The organism is Parvibaculum sp. (assembly GCF_049671045.1).
GTDB lineage: Bacteria > Pseudomonadota > Alphaproteobacteria > Parvibaculales > Parvibaculaceae > Parvibaculum.
Genome location: NZ_JBATUH010000061.1, coordinates 1 through 19,407 on the forward strand (window position 1 = coordinate 1; position 19,407 = coordinate 19,407).

General features: G+C 66.1%; 23 protein-coding genes and 1 tRNA gene. 10 read left to right on the forward strand and 14 right to left on the reverse strand.

Annotated features, from left to right (window positions below):
- Positions 1-270: 270 nt before the first annotated feature.
- Complete coding sequence (locus WBG82_RS07375; protein WP_424423196.1) at positions 271-1,443, reverse strand: acyl-CoA dehydrogenase family protein; 1,173 nt, start codon at positions 1,441-1,443, stop codon at positions 271-273.
- A 282-nt stretch (positions 1,444-1,725) separates the two neighbouring features.
- Here WBG82_RS07375 and WBG82_RS07380 point away from each other — a divergent pair, with 282 nt between their 5' ends.
- Together WBG82_RS07380 and WBG82_RS07385 are read left to right on the forward strand one after the other, a co-directional pair.
- A complete protein-coding gene (locus tag WBG82_RS07380; protein ID WP_424423198.1) occupies positions 1,726-2,154 on the forward strand; it encodes an Hsp20 family protein in 429 nt (142 codons plus the stop codon).
- Between the two features lie 41 nt (positions 2,155-2,195).
- On the forward strand, positions 2,196-2,495 hold the full coding sequence (locus WBG82_RS07385; protein ID WP_324299611.1) for a DUF1150 domain-containing protein: 300 nt from the start codon (positions 2,196-2,198) through the stop codon (positions 2,493-2,495).
- A 58-nt stretch (positions 2,496-2,553) separates the two neighbouring features.
- Here WBG82_RS07385 and WBG82_RS07390 read toward each other — a convergent pair whose 3' ends face one another.
- From WBG82_RS07390 to WBG82_RS07430, 9 genes are all read right to left on the reverse strand, one after another.
- Complete coding sequence (locus WBG82_RS07390) at positions 2,554-2,934, reverse strand: YbaN family protein (RefSeq protein WP_424423201.1); 381 nt, start codon at positions 2,932-2,934, stop codon at positions 2,554-2,556.
- A gap of 34 nt (positions 2,935-2,968) precedes the next feature.
- The gene (gene ptsN / locus WBG82_RS07395) at positions 2,969-3,433 is read right to left on the reverse strand and encodes a PTS IIA-like nitrogen regulatory protein PtsN (protein WP_324299607.1); all 465 of its coding nucleotides are present in this window, start codon (positions 3,431-3,433) and stop codon (positions 2,969-2,971) included.
- A 69-nt stretch (positions 3,434-3,502) separates the two neighbouring features.
- Positions 3,503-4,081, reverse strand: coding sequence for a ribosome hibernation-promoting factor, HPF/YfiA family (gene hpf, locus WBG82_RS07400; protein WP_424423204.1), 579 nt, complete (start codon positions 4,079-4,081; stop codon positions 3,503-3,505).
- Between the two features lie 286 nt (positions 4,082-4,367).
- Positions 4,368-5,912: an RNA polymerase factor sigma-54 gene (rpoN, locus tag WBG82_RS07405; RefSeq protein ID WP_424423206.1), complete on the reverse strand. Its 1,545-nt coding sequence runs from the start codon at positions 5,910-5,912 to the stop codon at positions 4,368-4,370.
- A gap of 28 nt (positions 5,913-5,940) precedes the next feature.
- The gene (lptB, locus tag WBG82_RS07410; RefSeq protein WP_424423288.1) at positions 5,941-6,696 is read right to left on the reverse strand and encodes an LPS export ABC transporter ATP-binding protein; all 756 of its coding nucleotides are present in this window, start codon (positions 6,694-6,696) and stop codon (positions 5,941-5,943) included.
- A 117-nt stretch (positions 6,697-6,813) separates the two neighbouring features.
- Positions 6,814-7,440, reverse strand: coding sequence for a lipopolysaccharide transport periplasmic protein LptA (lptA, locus tag WBG82_RS07415; RefSeq protein WP_424423208.1), 627 nt, complete (start codon positions 7,438-7,440; stop codon positions 6,814-6,816).
- On the reverse strand, positions 7,440-8,117 hold the full coding sequence (lptC, locus tag WBG82_RS07420; RefSeq protein WP_424423210.1) for an LPS export ABC transporter periplasmic protein LptC: 678 nt from the start codon (positions 8,115-8,117) through the stop codon (positions 7,440-7,442). Before lptC ends, lptA begins: the two co-directional genes overlap by 1 nt.
- Before the next feature lie 239 nt (positions 8,118-8,356).
- Positions 8,357-8,968, reverse strand: a complete 612-nt coding sequence (locus tag WBG82_RS07425) for a ribonuclease D (protein WP_424423212.1) — start codon at positions 8,966-8,968, stop codon at positions 8,357-8,359.
- An 84-nt stretch (positions 8,969-9,052) separates the two neighbouring features.
- Positions 9,053-9,139: transfer RNA gene (locus WBG82_RS07430), tRNA-Leu, on the reverse strand.
- Between the two features lie 155 nt (positions 9,140-9,294).
- Between WBG82_RS07430 and WBG82_RS07435 the strand changes: the two genes are divergently transcribed.
- The 4 genes from WBG82_RS07435 to queG all read left to right on the forward strand — a co-directional run bounded on the left by WBG82_RS07435 (position 9,295) and on the right by queG (position 12,621).
- The gene (locus WBG82_RS07435; RefSeq protein ID WP_424423214.1) at positions 9,295-10,293 is read left to right on the forward strand and encodes a complex I NDUFA9 subunit family protein; all 999 of its coding nucleotides are present in this window, start codon (positions 9,295-9,297) and stop codon (positions 10,291-10,293) included.
- Between the two features lie 41 nt (positions 10,294-10,334).
- Complete coding sequence (gene cueR / locus WBG82_RS07440) at positions 10,335-10,742, forward strand: Cu(I)-responsive transcriptional regulator (protein WP_424423217.1); 408 nt, start codon at positions 10,335-10,337, stop codon at positions 10,740-10,742.
- A gap of 72 nt (positions 10,743-10,814) precedes the next feature.
- A complete protein-coding gene (locus WBG82_RS07445) occupies positions 10,815-11,495 on the forward strand; it encodes a glutathione S-transferase family protein (protein WP_424423219.1) in 681 nt (226 codons plus the stop codon).
- On the forward strand, positions 11,476-12,621 hold the full coding sequence (gene queG / locus WBG82_RS07450; protein ID WP_424423222.1) for a tRNA epoxyqueuosine(34) reductase QueG: 1,146 nt from the start codon (positions 11,476-11,478) through the stop codon (positions 12,619-12,621). Before WBG82_RS07445 ends, queG begins: the two co-directional genes overlap by 20 nt.
- A gap of 17 nt (positions 12,622-12,638) precedes the next feature.
- Here queG and WBG82_RS07455 read toward each other — a convergent pair whose 3' ends face one another.
- Positions 12,639-13,415: a hypothetical protein gene (locus WBG82_RS07455; protein WP_424423225.1), complete on the reverse strand. Its 777-nt coding sequence runs from the start codon at positions 13,413-13,415 to the stop codon at positions 12,639-12,641.
- A 47-nt stretch (positions 13,416-13,462) separates the two neighbouring features.
- Positions 13,463-14,188, reverse strand: a complete 726-nt coding sequence (locus WBG82_RS07460; RefSeq protein WP_424423227.1) for a hypothetical protein — start codon at positions 14,186-14,188, stop codon at positions 13,463-13,465.
- A 110-nt stretch (positions 14,189-14,298) separates the two neighbouring features.
- On the opposite strand from WBG82_RS07460, the gene WBG82_RS07465 reads away from it, so the two are divergent.
- Positions 14,299-15,189, forward strand: a complete 891-nt coding sequence (locus tag WBG82_RS07465) for an SDR family oxidoreductase (protein ID WP_424423229.1) — start codon at positions 14,299-14,301, stop codon at positions 15,187-15,189.
- Positions 15,190-15,226: 37 nt separating this feature from the next.
- On the opposite strand, the gene WBG82_RS07470 is transcribed toward WBG82_RS07465, so the two are convergent.
- Entirely contained in the window at positions 15,227-16,009 is a 783-nt protein-coding gene (locus tag WBG82_RS07470; RefSeq protein WP_424423233.1) for an alpha/beta hydrolase, read from the reverse strand.
- Positions 16,010-16,071: 62 nt separating this feature from the next.
- Between WBG82_RS07470 and WBG82_RS07475 the strand changes: the two genes are divergently transcribed.
- The 3 genes from WBG82_RS07475 to infC all read left to right on the forward strand — a co-directional run bounded on the left by WBG82_RS07475 (position 16,072) and on the right by infC (position 18,327).
- Positions 16,072-17,286, forward strand: coding sequence for a glycosyltransferase family 4 protein (locus WBG82_RS07475; protein WP_424423242.1), 1,215 nt, complete (start codon positions 16,072-16,074; stop codon positions 17,284-17,286).
- A complete protein-coding gene (locus WBG82_RS07480) occupies positions 17,279-17,632 on the forward strand; it encodes a hypothetical protein (RefSeq protein WP_424423245.1) in 354 nt (117 codons plus the stop codon). The genes WBG82_RS07475 and WBG82_RS07480 overlap by 8 nt, the downstream gene beginning before the upstream one ends.
- Before the next feature lie 173 nt (positions 17,633-17,805).
- Entirely contained in the window at positions 17,806-18,327 is a 522-nt protein-coding gene (infC, locus tag WBG82_RS07485; RefSeq protein WP_424423290.1) for a translation initiation factor IF-3, read from the forward strand.
- A 69-nt stretch (positions 18,328-18,396) separates the two neighbouring features.
- On the opposite strand, the gene WBG82_RS07490 is transcribed toward infC, so the two are convergent.
- On the reverse strand, positions 18,397-19,353 hold the full coding sequence (locus WBG82_RS07490; RefSeq protein ID WP_424423248.1) for a glycerophosphodiester phosphodiesterase family protein: 957 nt from the start codon (positions 19,351-19,353) through the stop codon (positions 18,397-18,399).
- Positions 19,354-19,407: the final 54 nt, after the last annotated feature.

A 19,407-nucleotide genomic window follows, 5' to 3' on the forward strand; every position in this document is an offset into this window, starting at 1 on the left:
GCCATGTCGAGATCGGGAAAATCCCGGATCACTTTCCTCAGCATCTCGCCCGGTATGAAATCGCGCACGACGAAATGCGGATAGGGGTCCGGTTCGACCTTTGCAGCCTTGAGAGCTTCGTAATCGATCATGTCTCGCACCCTTCGCCGGACATATGTGCGGCACGCGGCCGATCGCTGCGATGCTAGTGTCGAGGCTTTCAGGCGAACAATGTGTCACTTTGTCAATCGCCGCGACCGGCGGTCGCATGCGCGATTGATTATCAGTGTCTCACTGTCTCAGGGGCTCGCGCGGAGCGGCGATGGAGCGGGCGATGATGTTGCGGTGGGTTTCGTTCGTACCCGAATAAATGCTCGCCGCGCGCGTGCTGAAATATTTGTGTGCCGCATGGGCGGCCTCTCCGGCGAAGGCGGGGCTGTTGCCGTTGAGCGCGCCCGCCACGGCGGCATAGGGGCCGGCCAGATCGAGCGCGACTTCGGTGATGCGCTGGTGAAGCTCGCTGGCCATGCATTTCATGAGCGAGGATGAGACTTCGTCGTCGCCCGCAAGCCGCCCCTCCGACATCAGGCGAAGCTCGAAATTCTCGAAGGCGCGAAGCTCGATCCCGATGTTGGCAAGGCGGGCGGGGAAACCGGCATCGGCTTTGGGGCCCGCCGCCAGCAGTCGCTCAAGCGCGCGGTAAGCGCGCCGCAACAATCCGCTCGTGGTGTTGTTCGAGCGCGCGAAGCGCATGAGATGCTTTGCGACCGCCCAGCCCTCGCCCTCGGCGCCCACGCGATTGGCGACGGGCACGCGCACATCGTCGAAGAAGACCTGATTGAATTCGTGATCGCCGTCGAAGGAAAGGATGGGTTCGACCCTGAGGCCCGGCGTCGCCATGTCGATCAGAAGAAAGGTGATTCCTTCCTGTGGCCGCGCGCCCCGCGCGCTGCGCACCAGCGCGAACATGCGGTTCGCATGGTGGGCCCCGGTCGTCCAGATCTTCGCGCCGTTGACGATGTAAGCATCGCCGTCGCGCACCGCGCGTGTTCCAAGCGCCGCGAGATCGGAGCCCGCTCCCGCTTCCGAGAAGCCCTGGCACCAGAGATCGTCGCCGGTCAGGATGGGCGCGAGATAGCGTTCGCGCTGCTCGGGCGTGCCCATGGAAATGAGGAGAGGCCCGATGCTCCTGATCCCTCCGGCAAACAGGATGGGCGCGTCGTTGAGCGCGCATTCCCGCTCGAAGAGAAAGCGCTGCCTCGCCGTCCAGCCCGTGCCTCCATGCGCGAGAGGCCAGGCGGGCGCGATCCAGCCCCGCTCGTAAAGGCGCCGATGCCAGATGCGGCAGGCTTCGATGTCGGAATGCGTGCCCGTGGTGCGCCGTCCCGCCGCCCTGAGGTCCGGCGTGAGGCTTTCCGAAAGGAAGGAGCCCACTTCGTCGAGAAAGGCCTGATCGTTCTCCATTGCGCGGGCACCCGTTGCGATGCGTTGCCTTGAGCCTGAACCCCGCGCGGCCTGCGAGGAACGCGGCATGTAGCCGCGTCGGCCCGGCAGGGGGCGGACGCCGCGTTTCCGGCGCGGGCTCGCGGCCTGCCGGCGGAAAGAGGAGAATTTGTTTAAAAACAACGATTTGGCGATGGGTGTGATGCGGCTTGCATGGGGCGCTGGCAATCCCCACATTGATGCCAAGCGGTGCCGCTTAAGGGCCGCGAATGAACCGGGTCGCTTTTGCGAAGGACTTTGGGAATGACGCGCATGATGCAGTTCAACAGCCCGTTCCTGCTTGGCTTCGACGATATGGAACAGCTGCTTGAGCGCGTCGCGAAGGGATCGGACGGCTATCCTCCCTACAATGTGGAGGAGGTGATTGCGGGAAGCGGCGACACGCAGAAGCGGGCGCTTCGCATCACGCTTGCCGTCGCCGGATTTTCCCGCGACGAGCTTTCGGTCACGCTTGAGGATAATCAGCTTGTCATTCGTGGCCGCCAGCGCGACGGGAGCGAGCGTGTCTTTCTCCACCGCGGAATTGCGGCTCGCCAGTTTCAGCGGGCATTCGTTCTCGCGGATGGAATGGACGCCGTGGGTGCGAGCCTCGAGAACGGCCTTCTTTCGATAGATCTCGTAAGGCCGGAGCCCTCGAAACTGGTGAAGACGATCGAGATCAGCGGCCAGTGACGCGCGTCGCCTCGAAAGGGACCGCGTGAAAGGAGCGTAAAATGCGGAACGACAACGACGAATTCGATACCGGGACGAAGACGGGATGGGGCGCGGAGGATCTGCGCCACCTGACGCCGGAGCTTTTCGCCAATATCGGCATGCCGAACATCGTCTATGTGCGTGAGATTCTGGCCGGGGAGCTTGCCGGCGAGCTTGGCTCGGAAATCGACGTGCCGGCGGATACGCGGCTTTATGCGGTTCACGCCGCGAACGGCCAGCGCATGGCGGTGCTCGACAACCGCGCCGCCGCCTTTGCGGGCGCGCGCCAGTACGACCTCGAGCCCGTGAGCGTGCACTGATCCGGCTGCCGGACTTATCGGTGCCGGACTTGTCAGTGTCGGACTCGCGAAAGAGCCGTCAGGGCTGGCAGTCGCTGCTGCTTGGCCGGGTGAGAAGGAAAACGGCGACGCCGCCGCACACCACGCCCTGAACGGCCAGCACGGCCGTATGGAAATCCATCCAGACGCTGAAGGCGATGGACCAGGCGAGCAGCAGCAGCGCCAGGACCTTCGCCCGAAGCGGAATGACGCCGTAGCGTTCCCAGTTCACGATGATGGGGCCGAGCATGGAATGGTTGAGAAGCCAGCCATGCAGCGATGGCGAGCTGCGCGCGAAGAGATAGGCGGCCAGCAGCAGGAAGGGCGTGGTCGGCAGCAGCGGCAGGAACGCGCCCGCGATGCCCAAGCCGACCGAGACGAGCCCGCCCGCGATCAGGAGGATTCTTCCGATCGGTTTCATTGCCGTTCCGTCCCGGCGGCCGGCATTTTCACGCTCAGACGGCGCTGGTTGCCGCCGGCTCGGTGAGAATCGCGAAGAGCGCCGCCGGATCGTCGCTCGCCCTCAGCTTTTCGACCACGGCCTGATTGCGCAGGAGCCGCGAAATGCGGGCCAGCGCCTTCAGATGGTCGGCGCCGGCCGATTCGGGCGCGAGCAGCAGGAAGATGAGATCGACCGGCTGGTCGTCCACGGAATCGAAATCGACCGGCGTGTCGAGCCTCGCAAAAAGGCCATGGAGCCGCGTCAGCTGCGAAAGCTTGCCATGCGGAATGGCGATGCCCTGGCCCACGCCCGTCGAGCCGAGGCGCTCGCGCTCGAGCAGCGTCTCGAACACCGTGCGCTCGGAAACGCCGGTGAGCGCGGCGGCGCGCTGGGCAAGCTCCTGCAGTGCCTGCTTCTTGCTGGTGACTTTAAGGTGAGCGATCACCCCCTCGGGCGACACCAGATCTTCAAGCTCCATGGTCCGCGTCCTGTCCTGCTCGTCAGCCGTCCGCCGAGGCGGCGAACGGCTCTGGCCTTGTGTTTCTGGTTATTGTGCTTTGTCGCGACCGGCGTCGATCCAGCCGATATGTCCGTCGTCACGGCGATAGACGACGTTGAGCCCGTCATTCGCCCCGCTGCGGAAGACGAAGAAGGGGGCATCGATCAGATCCATCTGCATGACGGCATCGCCGACGCTGAGATGCGGGATGGAGGTCGTCTCTTCGGCGATGATGACGGGCTGGCCGTCGATCTCCGCCTCTTCCTGCTCGTTACCCGCCTCGATGATGAAGGAAGGCACGGACTGGGCGGGCAGCACCGTCCTTGCGCCATTGCTGTGGCTCTTGAGGCGGCGCTTGTAACGGCGCAGCCGCTTGTCGAGCTTCTCGATCGCCGCGTCGAAGGAGGCATAGGGATCGCCCGCGCGGCCCTGCGTCTGGACGCGCATGCCGGAATTGAGATGCACCGAGCAATCTGCACGGAACTCGTGCCCGTCCTTCGAGAAAATGACATGGCCGACGATCGACTTGTCGAAATACTTTCCGACGCTCAGCTCGAGGCGCTCCGTGACATGGGTGCGGAGCGCATCTCCGACGTCGAGATGATGGCCGCTGACCTGAACCTGCATGAGAGACCTTTCCGGGTCACATTCGCGTCAAAACGCCGGCAATCGAATGGCCGTCAGACCACCTTCGGCCCCGTTGCCCCCAGCCGGACGCTGCGTTCGCGCCTAGCGCCGCGCCGCACGCCCGTTTTGCTCATCGCTGCGTTCCCTCTGGGGGGGGGGCTTGAGCGCGTGGCAAACTAGTGGCCCGCTCCGGGGGTGTCAACATGGCTCGGCCTTTCGGCAAAAACCCGTTTTATCTCAATTATATAGGCTCGAATTACCGGCTTTGAAGGGGGACCTGTCTCCCTCAGGCATAGGCTTTCTTGTCCCGCCGCCGCTGGACGGAGGAGGGAATGTTCAACGCTTCCCGATACTTGGCGACCGTGCGCCTCGCGATGTCGATGCCCGAGCGTTTCAGGATGTCGACGATATTGTCGTCCGAGAGCACGGCGTCCGGCAGCTCGGCGTCGATCAGTTCCTTGATGCGATGGCGGACCGCTTCGGCCGAATGCGCCTCGCCGCCCTCGCTGGAGGCGATGGCCGAGGTGAAGAAATACTTCATCTCGAATATGCCGCGCGGCGTCGCGATGTATTTGTTCGAGGTGACGCGGCTCACCGTCGATTCATGCATGGAGATCGCGTCGGCGACGGTCTTCAGATTGAGCGGCCGCAGATGCTGGATGCCATGGACGAGGAAGGCGTCCTGCTGGCGCACGATCTCGGATGCGACCTTGAGAATGGTGCGCGCGCGCTGGTCGAGGCTCTTGACGAGCCAGTTCGCATTGTTGAGGCATTCGGAAAGATAGGCCTTCGCCTTCGGATCGCCGGAAAGCCTGCTCACCTCGGAATAATATTGCTGGTTCACGAGCACGCGGGGCAGCGTTTCCGAATTGAGTTCGACGCTCCATCCGCCATCGGGGCGCGCGCGCACGAAGACGTCGGGGATCACCGGCACGGTCGGTTCGCCGCCAAAGGCGAGGCCCGGCTTCGGATTGCAGCCGCGAATATCCTCGATCATGCTCGCAATGTCCTCGCGGTCGGCGCCGCAGAGTTTCATCAGGAGATCGAAATCGCGCCGCGCGAAAAGTTCCAGATGGTCGAGAAAGACCTGCATGGCCGGGTCGAGCCGGTCGCGGTCCCTGAGCTGGATCGCGAGGCACTCCTTGAGATTGCGCGCGCAGATGCCGGAAGGATCGAAGGTCTGGAGCACACCCAGCACGCGCTCGATTTCCTCCGGCGCCGCGCCGAGCCGTCCGGCGACCTCGTCGAGATCGGCGGTGATGTAGCCCGCCTCGTTCACGAGATCTATGAGATTGACGCCGATGAGCCGCTGACGCTCGTCCTTAAGCGCCATGTTGAGCTGCACCGTGAGGTGCTCGGCGAGCGTGGCTTCATGTGCGAGCGTGGCTTCGAGGCTGAACTCGCCATCGCCGCCGCCCGCGCCGCTGCCCGGTTTGAGGTTCTGCCAGTCCGAGCCCGTGGGGCCGGGCGCTTCGGCGGCCGCGTCGTTCGCCGCGTCGCTGCGGCTTTCGTCGGCATAGATGTTGTCGTAGTCGGTGTCGAGATCGCCCTCGCGCGAGGGGAGCGGCCCGTCCTCGCTGAGCGTGAGCCCCGCATCGGCGACAGGCGCCGGCTCGAATTCGCCTTCCTCCGCGCGCTGATCGGCGGTGCGCTCGGCGATCTCGGGCTCGGCCGTCGTCGCTTCGAGCAGGGGATTGCGCTCGAGCTCCTGCTCGACATATTCGGCGAGCTCGATATTCGACAATTGCAGCAGTTTGATCGCCTGCTGCAATTGTGGCGTCATGACCAGGGCCTGCCCCTGGCGGAGTTCGAGCCGCGGTGTTAGCGCCATGTCTGCTGCGGCCTCATCCCGGGCGCCATCAGAGCGAGAAACGCTCGCCGAGATAGAGCCGGCGCACGTCCTCGTTACCCACGATTTCGGAGGGATCGCCCTCCATGAGCACATGGCCGTCATGAATGATGACGGCCCGGTCGATCAGCTCCAGCGTCTCGCGCACATTGTGATCGGTGATGAGCACGCCGATGCCGCGATCCTTCAGATGCGAGACGAGATCGCGAATATCGCCGATGGCGATCGGATCGATACCCGCGAAAGGCTCGTCGAGCAGCATGAAGGAGGGCTGCGTCGCAAGCGCGCGCGCGATCTCGACGCGCCGCCGCTCGCCGCCCGACAGCGCCACCGAGGGCGTGCGCCGCAGATGCGTGATCGAAAATTCGGCAAGCAGGTCGTCGAGCGCCGCTTCCCGCCTGTCGCGGTCGCTTTCGACGACTTCGAGCACCGCGCGGATGTTCTGCTCGACGGTGAGGCCGCGAAAGATCGAGGCTTCCTGCGGCAGATAGCCGATACCGAGCCGCGCCCGGCGGTACATGGGCAGCGTGGTTATGTCGTGGCCGTCGAGCGCGATGGAGCCATAGTCCGGCGTCACGAGCCCGGTGATCATGTAGAAAACGGTTGTTTTGCCCGCGCCGTTCGGGCCGAGCAGCCCGACCGCCTCGCCGCGCCGCACATCGAAGCTTACGCCGCGCACCACCGGCCTGCGCCGGAAGCTCTTGCCGACGCGGTCGACGGCGAGGCCCGGATTGCTGGCGACGAGGCGCGGTCCCTCATGGGACATGGCCTCGGAATGCGCGCTGGCGCGGATGGACATGGAGCGGCCCTCTTTCATTCGCCATCATCAGACGGCACTTGGCATTAAAATTGTATGAAACGGGGCCGTTAACCAAGCCTTCTTTCACTTTTTCTCTTTGGCGGGAGGCTGAAAAAGCGCCTTAACACGGCCGCTTGCGCCTTCTTTCGGCGATCCGGCTTCAGCGCCGCCGACGATTCGACTCTTGCCGCTGTTAAGGTCAATAAAGAGTTTCGTGCCCCGGATGACGTTCTTGCCCTGGCGCAGCACGACCTTGTCCCCCATGACGATCTTCCGGTCGGCGACGGTGTAGCGCGCCCAGTCGCCATCGGCCGACTGGTCGTCCCTGGAGGTGATGTGGACGCTGCCGGTGGCGAGAATGTCGCGGATCTGGGTCTTTCCCGTGGCCGCGTCGGAGCCGCCCGTCTGCGTGTAGTCGGCCTTGAGCCGGTCGGCGCGCAGTTTCATCGAGCCCTGGGTCGCCACCACATTGCCGATGAAGGTCGCGACATGCTTCTGGTCCTCGACCTCGAGCGTGTCGGATTCGATTTCGATGGGCGCGTCGGGATTGGTGGCGAAGCCGCTCAGGGGATCGCGCGGGCCCTGATCCTGCGCCTCGGCCCTCGTCGCGCCCCCCGGCATGGCAAGGACGAGCGCCGCGCCGAGAAGGGCGCCCTGAAGCCATGCGCCGGCTGCTGCCCGGCTTTTTTCGCTCCGCGACCTTGCATCCATCACTTGTTCCCCTTCCCCTGCTCGGCGTAGATGCGCACTTTCACCCGTCCCTGGAAATGCAGGGTACGCGACTGATTGTCGGCCGTCATGCTGTCCGCGCGCAATGTTCCAAGCGGCCCTTGCCCTTCGACCGGCGCCGTGCTCACGACGGTGCCCTTGCGGAAGTCGATCGTGGCCGATGTGGCGTGAAGCTCGTAGCCGGAGGCCGCATAGATGTCGATCTTCCGCTCCAGATCGAGTGTCTGCGTCACCGTGTCGAGGCGGCCCCCGCTTGCCGAGAGCGTCACCCAGTCGCTGTCATCGGCAAGTTTGAGATCGGCCTGGAGATTGTCGAGCGCGACATGGTTGGGCTCGCCCGCGATCTGCGTCGCCGTGTCGGCGGTCAGCACATAGGGCCGCCCGGACTTGTCGAGGCCGGTCACGCGCGGGCTCACCATTCTGAGGTCGTTGTGGAGCGTCGAAATCTCGCGGAAGGTGATGTCGAGCCTGTCATGCGTCTCGAAGACGCCGGAATAGATGAGAACCGTCGCGAAGAGAGCCAGCGCGCCGAGCGGCAGAGCGATTTTCATCGTCGAAACGAAGCGGCTGTAGCGCGCCTCCGTCTGCGCGGACGGGCGCCCTCGTGGCGCAAATCGCGCCTCCTGATCCGCCGTTTCGTCGCCGCGCGGCTCGCTCATGCCTCACTCGTTCCGTATGCAGATGTTTTCCGGCCGCCGGATCGCGATCCGGCAAGGTCCGCGCCTGCCGGCATGTAGCGGGGATATTCGCGGTTTCCGTGGCGGGGCGCGCTCAAGTTCAGTTCGGGTCCAGTTGGGCCGCAAGACTGCGACGCTTGCCATGCAGTATGCGCGTGAAGGCGCGGGAGCGTCAACGGAACGGGCAGGGCGAGGCGAGCGCGAAGGGCCGGGGCCGCCCGTCAGTGCGCGAAAATATCTTCTTCCGGCCAGCCTGCGAGATCGAGCGCGGCGCGCACCGGCAGAAAGCCGAAGCAGGCATTGGCAAGCTCGGTGCGTCCCTCGCGCGCAAGCATGCGGTCGAGGATCGCCTTGATCTCGTGGAGGTGGAGCACGTCCGACGCCGCATAGGCGAGCTGCGCGTCCGAAAGCTGGTCGGCGCCCCAGTCCGAGCTCTGCTGCTGCTTGGAAAGGTCGATATTGAGGAGCTCCTTGCAGAGATCCTTGAGCCCGTGCCGGTCGGTATAGGTGCGCACGAGCTTCGAGGCGATCTTCGTGCAATAGATGGGCGAGGTGACGACGCCGAGATAGCGTTCGATCACGGCCACGTCGAAGCGCGCGAAATGGAAGATCTTGAGCACCTTGGGATCGGTCATCAACGCGCGCAGATTGGGCGCGTCGTAGCTCGTCCGGTCGAGCTGCACGAGATGGGCATTGCCGTCCCCGGCCGAAAGCTGCACCACGCAAAGCGGGTCGCGATGGGGATTGAGGCCCAGCGTCTCGCTGTCCACCGCAACGCTTGCGCCGAAGGAGAGGCCGTTGGGCAGGTCGCCCTTGTGCAGCGTGATGGCCATGTCGAGAAATGCTCCGATCGGCGTTCCGGCGCCCCTTGCCCCGCTCGCCCGCCGCCGCATCCGGGGATGCGGCGGGGGAGGAGATGGTGCCCAGGAGAAGACTCGAACTTCCACGCCCGTGAAGGCGCTAGCACCTGAAGCTAGTGCGTCTACCAATTCCGCCACCTGGGCCGATGCGCGCACACTTAAATTGGGGTGTTCGGCTTGTCAATGGATGCGGCGATCCGAAGCCTTTGCCGCCGGCCTGCCCATGGGCTATCTAGAGCATGGGCGGGCCGCGGAAAGCCCCTGAGGGCATCCGCAAGAGACGCGATTTTGGAGGCGATATGAGCGTAAGGCGTTTGACGTCGGAACTTGGGCCGGGCAGCGTGATCACGGTGTTCGGCGGGTCGGGCTTCATCGGCCGCCATGTCGTCGAGGCGCTGGCTCGCAGGGGCTATCGCATCCGGGTCGCCGTTCGCCGCCCGAACGAGGCCCTTTTCCTGAAAACGGCCGGCGATGTCGGCCAGGTCGAGCCCCTTCAGGCCAATATCCGCGACACGGGCTCAGTCCGCGCCGCCCTTGAGGGGGCGCATGCGGTGGTGAACCTCGTCGGCATCCTCAGCGAGGCGGGACGGCAGGGTTTCGAGGCCATTCACGCCTCGGGCGCCGGGCGCATCGCGCAGGAGGCGAAGGCCGCGGGAATCGAGATTTTCGTCCATGTCTCGGCGATCGGCGCCGACGCCGAGAGCCCGTCCGCCTATGGTCGGTCCAAGGCGCTGGGGGAGGCAGCCATCCGCCACCACATGCCCCAGGCAGCGATCCTGCGCCCCTCGGTCGTTTTCGGGCCGGAGGACAATTTCTTCAACCGCTTCGCCGCCATGGCGCGCCTCGCACCCGCCCTGCCGCTCATCGGCGGCGGCGCGACGCGCTTCCAGCCCGTTTACGTGAAGGACGTGGCCGAGGCGGTCGCCCGCGCGGTCGAGACCGGGGCGGCCGACGGCCTCGTTTGCGAGCTTGGCGGGCCTGAAATCTATACTTTCCGCCAGTTGATGGAGCTTGTGCTGCGCGAAACCGGCCGCCGCCGCCTGCTGCTGCCGCTCCCGACAGCGCTTGCGAGGATCATGGCCTCCGTCCTGCAGTTCCTGCCCGGCGCGCCCCTCACCGCCGATCAGGTGAAGCTCCTCGGCATCGACAATGTGGTGAGCGCCGGGGCGCAGAAGGAAGGCCGCACCCTCGCGCTCTTCGGCATCCAGCCGACGGCGCCGGAAGCGATCCTGCCCGCCTATCTCGTGCGCTTCCGCCGCCGCGGTCAGTTCGACCAGTTGCGCCCCGCGACCCAGTGAGGGCCCTGTCGCCCGGGAGGCTCGATCGGGAGTATCAGGCCATGAACATCGGCGAAGTCGCGTCGCGGTCGGGCGTTCCGGCCAAGACCATCCGCTACTACGAGGAAATCGAGCTGATCCGGAGCGCTCATCGGGCGGCGAACGGTTATCGTTCGTATACGGATGACGATGTTCACACGCTGCGCTTTGTCGCCCGTGCGCGCAATCTCGGCTTCACGGTCGAGGAGTGCCGCAGCCTGCTCGCGCTTTACCGCGACAAGAGCCGGGCGAGCGCCGACGTCAAGCGGATCGCCGAAGGCCACATCGCCGAGATCGAAGGCCGGATCGAGGAGCTTCGTTCCATGCAGGCGACCCTCAAGGACCTCGTCCGGCGCTGCCATGGCGACGACCGCCCCGACTGCCCCATCATAGACGGGCTCGCCGATGACGGGCCGCAAAAGCGCTGCTGAGGTACCGCCCTCCCGCCTTCCCCTCGCTCTTTTCCTTCGGATCGTCTGCCCCTTCGGTTACACTCCCCGCCCATGCGCCAGCTCTACCACCTCCTGATCTCGCCAGCCTCCCGCAAGGTCCGTCTCGTCCTTGCAGAGAAGAACCTTCCTTTTGAAATGGTCGAGGAGCGCGACTGGGAAAGGCGGCTCGAATTTCTGGCCCTCAATCCGGCGGGCGAGGTTCCGGTGCTCGTCGAGGAAGACGGCACCGTTGTCTCGGGCGGCATGCCGATCGTCGAATATCTCGAGGAGACGGCGCCCGAGGTGAAGCTGCTGCCGGGCGATGCGCAGGCGCGCGCCGAAGCGCGCCGCCTCGTCGACTGGTTCGACCGCAAATTCGCCGCCGAAGTGTCCGACGGCCTCATCTTCGAGAAGGTGACGCGGCGCTTTCTGAGCGCGTCGGAAGGCGGCGGCGCGCCGGACATGGCGGTCGTCCGCGCGGCGCTCCACAATCTGCGCTATCATCTCGATTACATTTCCTACCTCATGGAGGAGCGGCGCTGGCTCGCCGGCGAGGAAATGACGCTTGCGGACCTCACTGCGGCGGCGCATCTGTCCTGCCTCGACTATGTGGGCGACGTGCCCTGGTCGCAGTTCCAGGGCGCCAAGGACTGGTATGTCCGCATCAAGTCGCGGCCCGGCTTCAGGCAGCTTCTCGCCGACCATGTGCCCGGCGTGCCGCCACCGAAACTCTATGCGAACCTCGATTTCTGACAGCAAGGCAGGCGGCCGGGACCTGAAGGCCGCGCTCGTCGCGGAGGCCCTCGAGGCCGGTTTCGACATCATCCGTGTGGTGCGTGCCGACGCGGTGCCTGAAGCGCCGGGCCGCCTGCGCGAGTGGCTGGCGCAGGGCCGCCACGGCTCGATGGGCTGGATGGCGGAGACGGAGGAACGCCGGGCGCGCCCGACGACGCTCTGGCCGGAGGCGCGCAGCATCGTCGTGCTCGGCATGAATTACGGACCGGACGAGAACCCGCTCGATCTCCTCGAGCGCCGCGACCGCGCCGCCATCTCCGTATATGCGAGGAACCGCGACTATCACGACCTCGTCAAATCGCGGCTGAAGCGCGTGGCGCGCTGGCTCGTCGCCGCGACGGGGGCGGACGTCAAGGTCTTCGTCGATACCGCGCCCGTCATGGAAAAGCCGATCGCCGCCGCCGCCGGTCTCGGCTGGCAGGGCAAGCACACCAATCTCGTCTCGCGCGAATTCGGCTCCTGGCTCTTTCTCGGCTCGATCTTCACGACGCTCGAAATCGAGCCCGACGAAGCCCATGAGGATCATTGCGGCGCCTGCCGCCGCTGTCTCGATGCCTGTCCGACGCAGGCCTTCCCGACGCCTTACGAACTCGATGCGCGCCGCTGCATTTCCTACCTGACCATCGAGCACAAGGGTCATATCGCGCTTGAGTTCCGCAAGCCGATGGGCAACCGCATCTATGGCTGCGACGATTGCCTTGCCGTCTGCCCATGGAACAAATTCGCCCAGAAGGCGCGCGAGAGCGCCTTCCACGCGCGCGAGGAATTGCGCGCGCCGCTGCTCGCCGAACTCGTCATGCTCGATGACACCGCCTTCCGCGCCTTCTTTTCCGGCTCGCCCGTCAAGCGCGTCGGGCGCGACCGTTTCATCCGCAATGTGCTGATCGCCATCGGCAATTCGCGCGAGGCGGCGCTGGTGCCGCTCGTCCTCGCACGGCTCGATGATGCATCGCCGCTGGTGCGCGCCATGGCCGTCTGGGCGCTGGGCGAGCTCGCGCCCGGCGAGGCGCGCTGCCGCGCTACGGATGCCCTCGCGAATGAAGACGACGAGGGCGTGCGGGAGGAATGGCAGAGGCTGTCCTAGAAGAGCGCCGTCGAGCCTCAGCTTGTTTCAGTGCTTTCACCGGGATGCTTGCCGGCTTTTTGCGGCAGGAGCAGTAGGCAGATGACGATGAAGGCCGCAAGCGCCGCCGAAGCCGTGAAGCGGCTGAAGGCGAGCCCGCCATGTTCGATCGGCTTGTCGAGAAGATCGCCCACGGTGGCGCCAAGCGGCCGCGTCAGAATGAAGGCGCTCCAGAAAAGCAGTGTTCGTGAAACGTCCGTGAAGTAATAGGCCGCCGCGACCAGCGCCAGCGCGACGCCGAAAACGATCGCTCCACCTTCGTAACCAAGACCGTTGGTGTCGGCCATCCAGTCCCCAAGCGCCGTGCCGAGGGTCTGCGAGAAGAGAATGGTTATCCAATAGAACGCCTCGACGCGCGGGGATACGACGGAGGCGACGGAAACGGATCCTTCCGACCAGTGCCATACGCCGAGCGATGCCGCGAGCAACGCGAAGAGGATGGAAGATCCGCCTGCATAACCGATGCCGAGCGAGCGATCGGCGAAATCCGCCATGGTCGTGCCCGCCATGGTGGTCGCGATGATAACCATCCAATAAAGGAACGGGTGGAAAGTCTTCGCCCTGATCTGGGCGAGCACCGTGGCGAGAAGAAGGCCGATGAAGATGAGGCTGCCGACCGCATAGCCGAGATCGAGTGACATCGACACGGCGTCGCCGCCCGTTTCGCCGAGCGTGGTCGCTGCGATCTTAATAACCCAGAAAGTGAGAGTGACTTCCGGCACCTTGCTCGCACCGATGTCAGCAGCTCTGTGCATGCTCTCTTCCTTCCCATGCATTGTGCGCATGTTCCGAAAAAGTAGGGCTATTTCCCCGCCTTGCCCGGCCTTGCAAGATAGGCGGCCGCGGCCTGCGCCGAAGGATCGGAACTCCGCCCCGTTTCCCGTGCGAAGCGGATGACGTCCTGCCAGTCGGCGCGCGCGCCCGCGACATTGCCGGTTTCGGCGCGCACCCGTCCGCGCTCCAGCAGGGCTTCGAGATTATGCGGCGCGATCGAAACGGCGCGCTCGGCATCCGCCACGGCGGCCTTCGGATAGCCGAGATTGCGGAGCGCCAGCGCGCGCAGCGTCAGCGCCTCGACGGAACTCGGGCTTTCCGCGAGCGCCTCGCTCGCATCGGCGCGCACGCCCTCCCATTGGCCCGCGAGGGCGCGGACACGCGCCCGCCCGATGCGGTAGGAGGGTTCGGAGGGCGCCAGCGCGATCGCCTCGCCCAGCGCTTCCTCGGCCTTGGTGAGGTTCGCCGCCAGCGCCCAGGCATTGCCGGCCTGCGCATGGACCTCGGCCCGCGCCGCGGCGGGCGCGCCCGTCATGCCTTCGGCAAGATGGCTGAAGGCGGCCGCCGCCTCATCCGCCTCTCCGAGCGCGGAAAGCGCCAGCGCCTCGCAATGAAGCGCCGCCGCGCCGCCCCCATGCGCCGTCCAGTCGCGCGCATAGGCGAGCGCCTTGGCGGCATTGGCTTCGATCAGGGCCGTGCAGTCCTCATAGCTCGGCTCGGCCGCCTCTGCGGCCTGCGCGGGCAGAGTGCTCATCAGGATTGCGGCGAGGGCGAGGATTTGGCGGAGGCGCGACATGCAGCGTAAGGTCGTCGAGCCTTGGCGCGTTTGCAAGCGAAACAGAGCGGAACGGTGAAGGGGACGGCGTGAACGGAGACGGAAAGAGGCTCTTCTGCTTCGGCCTCGGCTATAGCGCCGCGAGCCTTGCCCATCGGCTCCGCGCGCGCGGCTTCGCCATCGCGGGCACCTGCCGAGGCGAGGAGAAGGCCGCGCGGCTCCGCGCAGACGGCGTCGAGGCATATCTCTTCGGGGAAGGCCGCCCGCTCGCCGATCCGGCGGTGGCGCTTGCCGGCACGACGCATCTCCTGCTCTCCGTGCCGCCGGGGGCGGCGGGCGATCCGGTCTTCGCCGCGCATGGCGAGGACATTGCGCGCCTCGCGCCCCGGCTCGAATGGATGGCCTATCTCTCGACCACGGGCGTCTATGGCGATCGCGGCGGCGACTGGGTGACGGAGGAAACGCCGCTCGCGCCGACGACGGAGCGCGGCCATCGCCGCCTCGAAGCGGAAGAGGCATGGCGCGCGCTTGCTGCCCGCGCGCTTCTGCCGCTCCACATCTTCCGCCTCGCAGGCATCTACGGGCCGGGACGCAACCAGCTGCGAGGGGTGCTCGACGGCACGGCGAAGCGCATCGTGAAGCCGGGGCAGGTCTTCTCGCGCATCCATGTCGATGACATCGCCGCCGTACTCGAAGCCTCGATCGCGCATCCGCATCCGGGCGCGGCTTATAATGTTTGCGACGACGAGCCCGCGCCGCCGCAGGATGTGGTGGCCCATGCGGCGCATCTGCTCGGGCGCGAGCCGCCGCCCGAAATCGAATTCGCCAGGGCGGAGCTTTCGCCCATGGCGCGGAGCTTCTACGCGGAATCGAAGCGCGTCTCCAATCGCCGCATCCGCGAGGAGCTTGGCGTCGAACTGTGCTACCCGACCTATCGCGAGGGGCTGGCGGCGCTCATGGCCGATGAGACAGGGCAATGAGAGGAGCTGACGCGGCGGGCACGTATGCCCGGCCATGTCAGCGCGTTTCGATTTCGGCGATCAGCGTTTCGGCGGTCTGGACGAGCCGCGCGATGTCGGCGGGCGTCGAGAGCCTGTGATCGCCCGATTTGGTGAGCGTGATCGCGACATCGGACGAGGCGAGCGCTTCGACGAGGCGCATGGCATGCGTCCAGGGCACGTCGGGGTCTTCCATCCCTTGCAGGATGCGCACCGGCAGACCGAGCGGGATCGGCCTGTCGAGGAGGAGGTGCCTCCTCCCCTCCTCGATGAGCTTCATCGTGATCTCGTAGGGCGCCTCGTCATAGGCCGAGGGCTGGCGATAGATGCCGTCGCGTTCGAGCGTCTGGCGGATTTCGGGCGCAAACCCCTTCCACATCAGTTCCTCGGTGAAGTCGGGCGCGGGCGCGATGAGGATGAGCGCCTTCACGCGCTCGGGCCGGGCGAGCGCCGCGAGAAGCGCGATCCAGCCGCCCATGCTCGAGCCGACGAGAACTTGCGGGCCTTCAGCCAGCGTGTCGATGGCGGCGAGCGCATCGTCGCGCCAGCGCCCGATCGTCCCCTCGCGGAAATCGCCTGACGAGGCGCCATGCGCGAAATAGTCGAAGCGCAGGAAGTGCCGGTTCGCCTTCCGCGCCCAGGCGGCGAGCGCTTCGGCCTTGGTGCCCGTCATGTCCGATTTGAAGCCGCCGAGCCAGGTGAGCCCGGTCGGGCCTGCAGGGCTTTCGGGCCGCTCGGCGAGATAGGCGATGCTTTCGCCATCGGGGCGGGCGAGCTTGCGGGGTTCCTGTCCGTCCGTCATGGTGTTGTCCGTCTGCCGTTCCACATTCGACCATGCGGCATAGATCGGCCAAGGAACTCCGCGTGTCCATTGCTTTCAGAGATCTTTCGCCTCGTCCGACGATCCTTCAGGTCATTCCCGCGCTCGATACGGGCGGCGCCGAGCGCACCACGATCGATATGGCGCATGCCATCGTCGCGGCAGGCGGCCGCGCTCTCGTCGCGAGTTCCGGCGGGCGTATGCTGAAGGAACTCGAGGCGGCGGGCGCCACGCATTTCGAGATGGACGTTCACTCCAAGAACCCGATCGTCATGGCGCTCAATGTGGAGCGGCTGACCCGGCTCGCCGAACGCGAAAAGGTCGATCTCATTCATGCGCGAAGCCGCGCGCCCGGCTGGAGCGCGCTGGCCGCGGCACGCAGGCTCCATGTTCCTTTCGTCACCACCTATCACTCCAAGGTGCATGAGGCGCCGCGCATCAAGGTCTTCTACAATTCGGTCATGGCGCGGGGCGATGCGGTGATCGCGAACTCCGCCTACACGGCGGCGCGGATCGCGCGCATTCACGCGCCGGACCCCGCCCGTATCTTCACCGTGCCGCGCGGCGTCGACACCGCCGCCTTCGATGAAGCCGCCGTCGTGCCCGAGCGCATCGCCGGTCTGCACCGGCGCTGGAAAGCGGGCGGGCAGGGGCGCGTCGTCTTTCTTCTGGCCGCGCGCGTCACCCGCTGGAAGGGGCAGGCGGTCGCCGTCGAGGCGGCGGCGAAGCTCAAGGCCGCCGGCGTGGAAAATTTCGAGCTGCTGCTGGCGGGCGACGCGCAGGGGCGCGACGCCTATGTGAACGAACTCGAAGCGAGGATCGCGCGCGAAGGGCTCGGAGAGATTGTCCGCATCGTCGGCCATTGCGACGACATGCCGGCCGCCTATGCGCTGAGCGATGTGGTGCTCGCGCCCTCGATCGAGGCCGAGCCTTTCGGCCGCGCGAGCGTCGAGGCGCAGGCCATGGGGCGCCCCGTCATCGTTTCCGACGCGGGCGGGCAGCGCGAAACCGTCAACGCGGAAACGGGCCTTGCCGTGCCGCCGGGCGATGCTACCGCGCTCGCTGCCGCCATGCGCCGCCTGATCGATCTCGGCGCGGAGGGGCGCCGTGCCATGGGCGCGCGCGGCCGTGCCCATGCGCGGGCGCATTATTCGCTGGAGGCGATGTCCCGCGCGACGCTTGCCGTCTATGCGCAGCTCATCGCCGATGCGCGCAGCCATCCCCGCGCCGGACGGCGCCAGGGGAAGAAGCGTGGCTGAGGGGCCTGTCCTCGCGCTTCTCTTCGATGCCGCCGATGGTGAAACGGCGCTTCGCGCCTTGCGGGCGCGTCATCCGGGCGCGCGTCTCGTGCTGCTCACGACGGCGCAGGCGGCGCCCCGCCTCTCGCCTCTGGCCGATGAAGTGTGGCCGGAAGGCCTGCCGCGAGGTCCCGCCCGCTTCCTCGCGCTCATGCGGCGTATTGCATGGGCGCATATCGTGCATATCTATGATCTGGACGGCCGCGCACCGACGCGCTTCATGCGCTTTTGTGTGTGGCCGAAGCCACAATGGCACGATCGCGATGCTCTGGGAGTGGGGGAGGGCCTTGGCAAAGGCCTTTCTTGACTTGCGGGGCGCGCGCTTCAAATCTATAGCATTGCACCAACGAATGTCCGCAGGTGGGTCTGATCGAGACCGTGCAGCTCTTTCGTCCGCGCTTTCCGGCGCGGGGTCGGCCCGGTGAGGCCGGAGCGCACTGCGGACCAGCTAAAGGAGAGGGTTACATAGCTCGCAGACCGATTCAGGCGCCGCCCACCCGCGAGGGCCCGCGCATCAATGAAATGATCGATGAGCCGACGGTTCTGTTCATCGACGCCGAAGGCGAAAAGCGGGGTGTCATTCCCACAGCAGAAGCGATGCGCATGGCCGAGGAGGCGGGGCTCGATCTCGTCGAAGTCTCGCCCAACGCAAAGCCGCCCGTCTGCAAGCTGCTGGACTTCGGCAAATTCAAATATCAGGCCCAAAAGAAGGCCAACGAGGCGCGCAAGAAGCAGAAGACCGTCGAGGTCAAGGAAGTCAAGATGCGCCCGAACATCGACACGCATGACTATGACGTGAAGATGAAGAGCATGCTTCGCTTCTTCGAGGAAGGCGACAAGGTGAAGGTGACCCTTCGCTTCCGCGGCCGCGAGATGGCGCATCAGGAACTCGGGATGCAGCTTCTCAACCGCGTCAAGGAGCAGGTGGACGCGGTCGCGAAGGTCGAGTCCTACCCGCGCCTCGAAGGGCGGCAGATGGTCATGGTGCTGGCGCCGAGGTAAGGCAGCCGCGCAAGGACCGAGACGGAAAAGGCCCGGCGATGAGCCGGGCCTTTTGCCGTCCGGGGGTGCTCATGCGGCGAGCACGGCCTTGAGACGGTCCGGACGGTCGGTCAGGATTGCATCGACGCCAAGCGTGGCGAGGCGGCGCATCTCGGCCGGCTCATCGACCGTCCAGCAGGAAACTTCGAGCCCGAGCGATCTGGCGAGCGGCGCGGTCGTCGCGGTCACGTCGCCGAACCAGGCGAACCAGCCATCGGCGGGGCCGGCGGCAATGGCCCCGAGCATGCGCTCGGCAAAATCCGTCCCCGCCTGATCGCGCCAGTCGAAGCCCGCCGCCCATGGCGCGCCCGAGGCCGATGCCGCGCGCAACGCGAAATCTTCCGAGCCCGGCGCGTCGCGCGCCGCGGAAGGGTCGGCCGGGTCGATCTGGAAGAAGGGGAGCGTCGTGAAAGCGTTGCGGATCTCGGGCGCGATCTTCTTCGCATGAGCAAGCGCCCGCCAGTCGAAGGAGACGAAGACAGTCTGCTCCGTCATCCCCATGCGCCTTGCGAGCGCCACGGCCGCCTCGGCGAGCGCCTCGGGCGTGGCCGAGCGGGAAAGGTCGAGAAGCGCCGTCTTGAGCTCGACATAAAGGATAAAGCCGGGCTTCGCGCTGCGGTTGGCAAGCGCATAGACGTCTTCGAGCCGGGGAATGCGCGCGCCGTCGATGGGGGTCTGATCCGGGTAGCGCGCCCCATAGCCCGAACCCGGCCGGAGCCTGCCAATGTCATAGGCCTGAAGCTCGGCGAGGGTCAGCTCCTTGATGAGAGGCGTCGGCCGAACGACCCATTTGCCGCCGGGGCCCCGCGCGATGGCGGGCTTCAGGCTCTCGTCGTGATGGACGACGGGGACGCCGTCCCGGCTCAGATGGATGTCGAGTTCGATGCCGTCGGCGCCCCCCTCGATCGCCCGCTCGAAGGCCTCGAGCGTGTTTTCCGGCCAGAGCCCCGCGCCCCCGCGATGGGCGATCTCGCGTGTCCTCGTCATTGTCCGGGTCATTGTCCGGTGGTCCCCCTCTCGCTGACGACCGACAAGCTAGCC

Bases quoted from the DNA above. Each gene is read 5' to 3' on its own strand.
- lptA (WP_424423208.1), bottom strand. From the start codon at position 7,440: ATGGATGCAAGGTCGCGGAGCGAAAAAAGCCGGGCAGCAGCCGGCGCA.
- WBG82_RS07390 (WP_424423201.1), bottom strand. From the start codon at position 2,934: ATGAAACCGATCGGAAGAATCCTCCTGATCGCGGGCGGGCTCGTCTCG.
- cueR (WP_424423217.1), top strand. From the start codon at position 10,335: ATGAACATCGGCGAAGTCGCGTCGCGGTCGGGCGTTCCGGCCAAGACC.
- WBG82_RS07490 (WP_424423248.1), bottom strand. From the start codon at position 19,353: ATGACGAGGACACGCGAGATCGCCCATCGCGGGGGCGCGGGGCTCTGG.
- WBG82_RS07435 (WP_424423214.1), top strand. From the start codon at position 9,295: ATGAGCGTAAGGCGTTTGACGTCGGAACTTGGGCCGGGCAGCGTGATC.
- WBG82_RS07375 (WP_424423196.1), bottom strand. From the start codon at position 1,443: ATGGAGAACGATCAGGCCTTTCTCGACGAAGTGGGCTCCTTCCTTTCG.
- queG (WP_424423222.1), top strand. From the start codon at position 11,476: ATGCGAACCTCGATTTCTGACAGCAAGGCAGGCGGCCGGGACCTGAAG.
- WBG82_RS07445 (WP_424423219.1), top strand. From the start codon at position 10,815: ATGCGCCAGCTCTACCACCTCCTGATCTCGCCAGCCTCCCGCAAGGTC.
- ptsN (WP_324299607.1), bottom strand. From the start codon at position 3,433: ATGGAGCTTGAAGATCTGGTGTCGCCCGAGGGGGTGATCGCTCACCTT.
- WBG82_RS07460 (WP_424423227.1), bottom strand. From the start codon at position 14,188: ATGAGCACTCTGCCCGCGCAGGCCGCAGAGGCGGCCGAGCCGAGCTAT.
- hpf (WP_424423204.1), bottom strand. From the start codon at position 4,081: ATGCAGGTTCAGGTCAGCGGCCATCATCTCGACGTCGGAGATGCGCTC.
- WBG82_RS07380 (WP_424423198.1), top strand. From the start codon at position 1,726: ATGACGCGCATGATGCAGTTCAACAGCCCGTTCCTGCTTGGCTTCGAC.
- rpoN (WP_424423206.1), bottom strand. From the start codon at position 5,912: ATGGCGCTAACACCGCGGCTCGAACTCCGCCAGGGGCAGGCCCTGGTC.
- WBG82_RS07385 (WP_324299611.1), top strand. From the start codon at position 2,196: ATGCGGAACGACAACGACGAATTCGATACCGGGACGAAGACGGGATGG.
- lptC (WP_424423210.1), bottom strand. From the start codon at position 8,117: ATGAGCGAGCCGCGCGGCGACGAAACGGCGGATCAGGAGGCGCGATTT.
- lptB (WP_424423288.1), bottom strand. From the start codon at position 6,696: ATGTCCCATGAGGGACCGCGCCTCGTCGCCAGCAATCCGGGCCTCGCC.
- WBG82_RS07470 (WP_424423233.1), bottom strand. From the start codon at position 16,009: ATGACGGACGGACAGGAACCCCGCAAGCTCGCCCGCCCCGATGGCGAA.
- WBG82_RS07425 (WP_424423212.1), bottom strand. From the start codon at position 8,968: ATGGCCATCACGCTGCACAAGGGCGACCTGCCCAACGGCCTCTCCTTC.
- WBG82_RS07455 (WP_424423225.1), bottom strand. From the start codon at position 13,415: ATGCACAGAGCTGCTGACATCGGTGCGAGCAAGGTGCCGGAAGTCACT.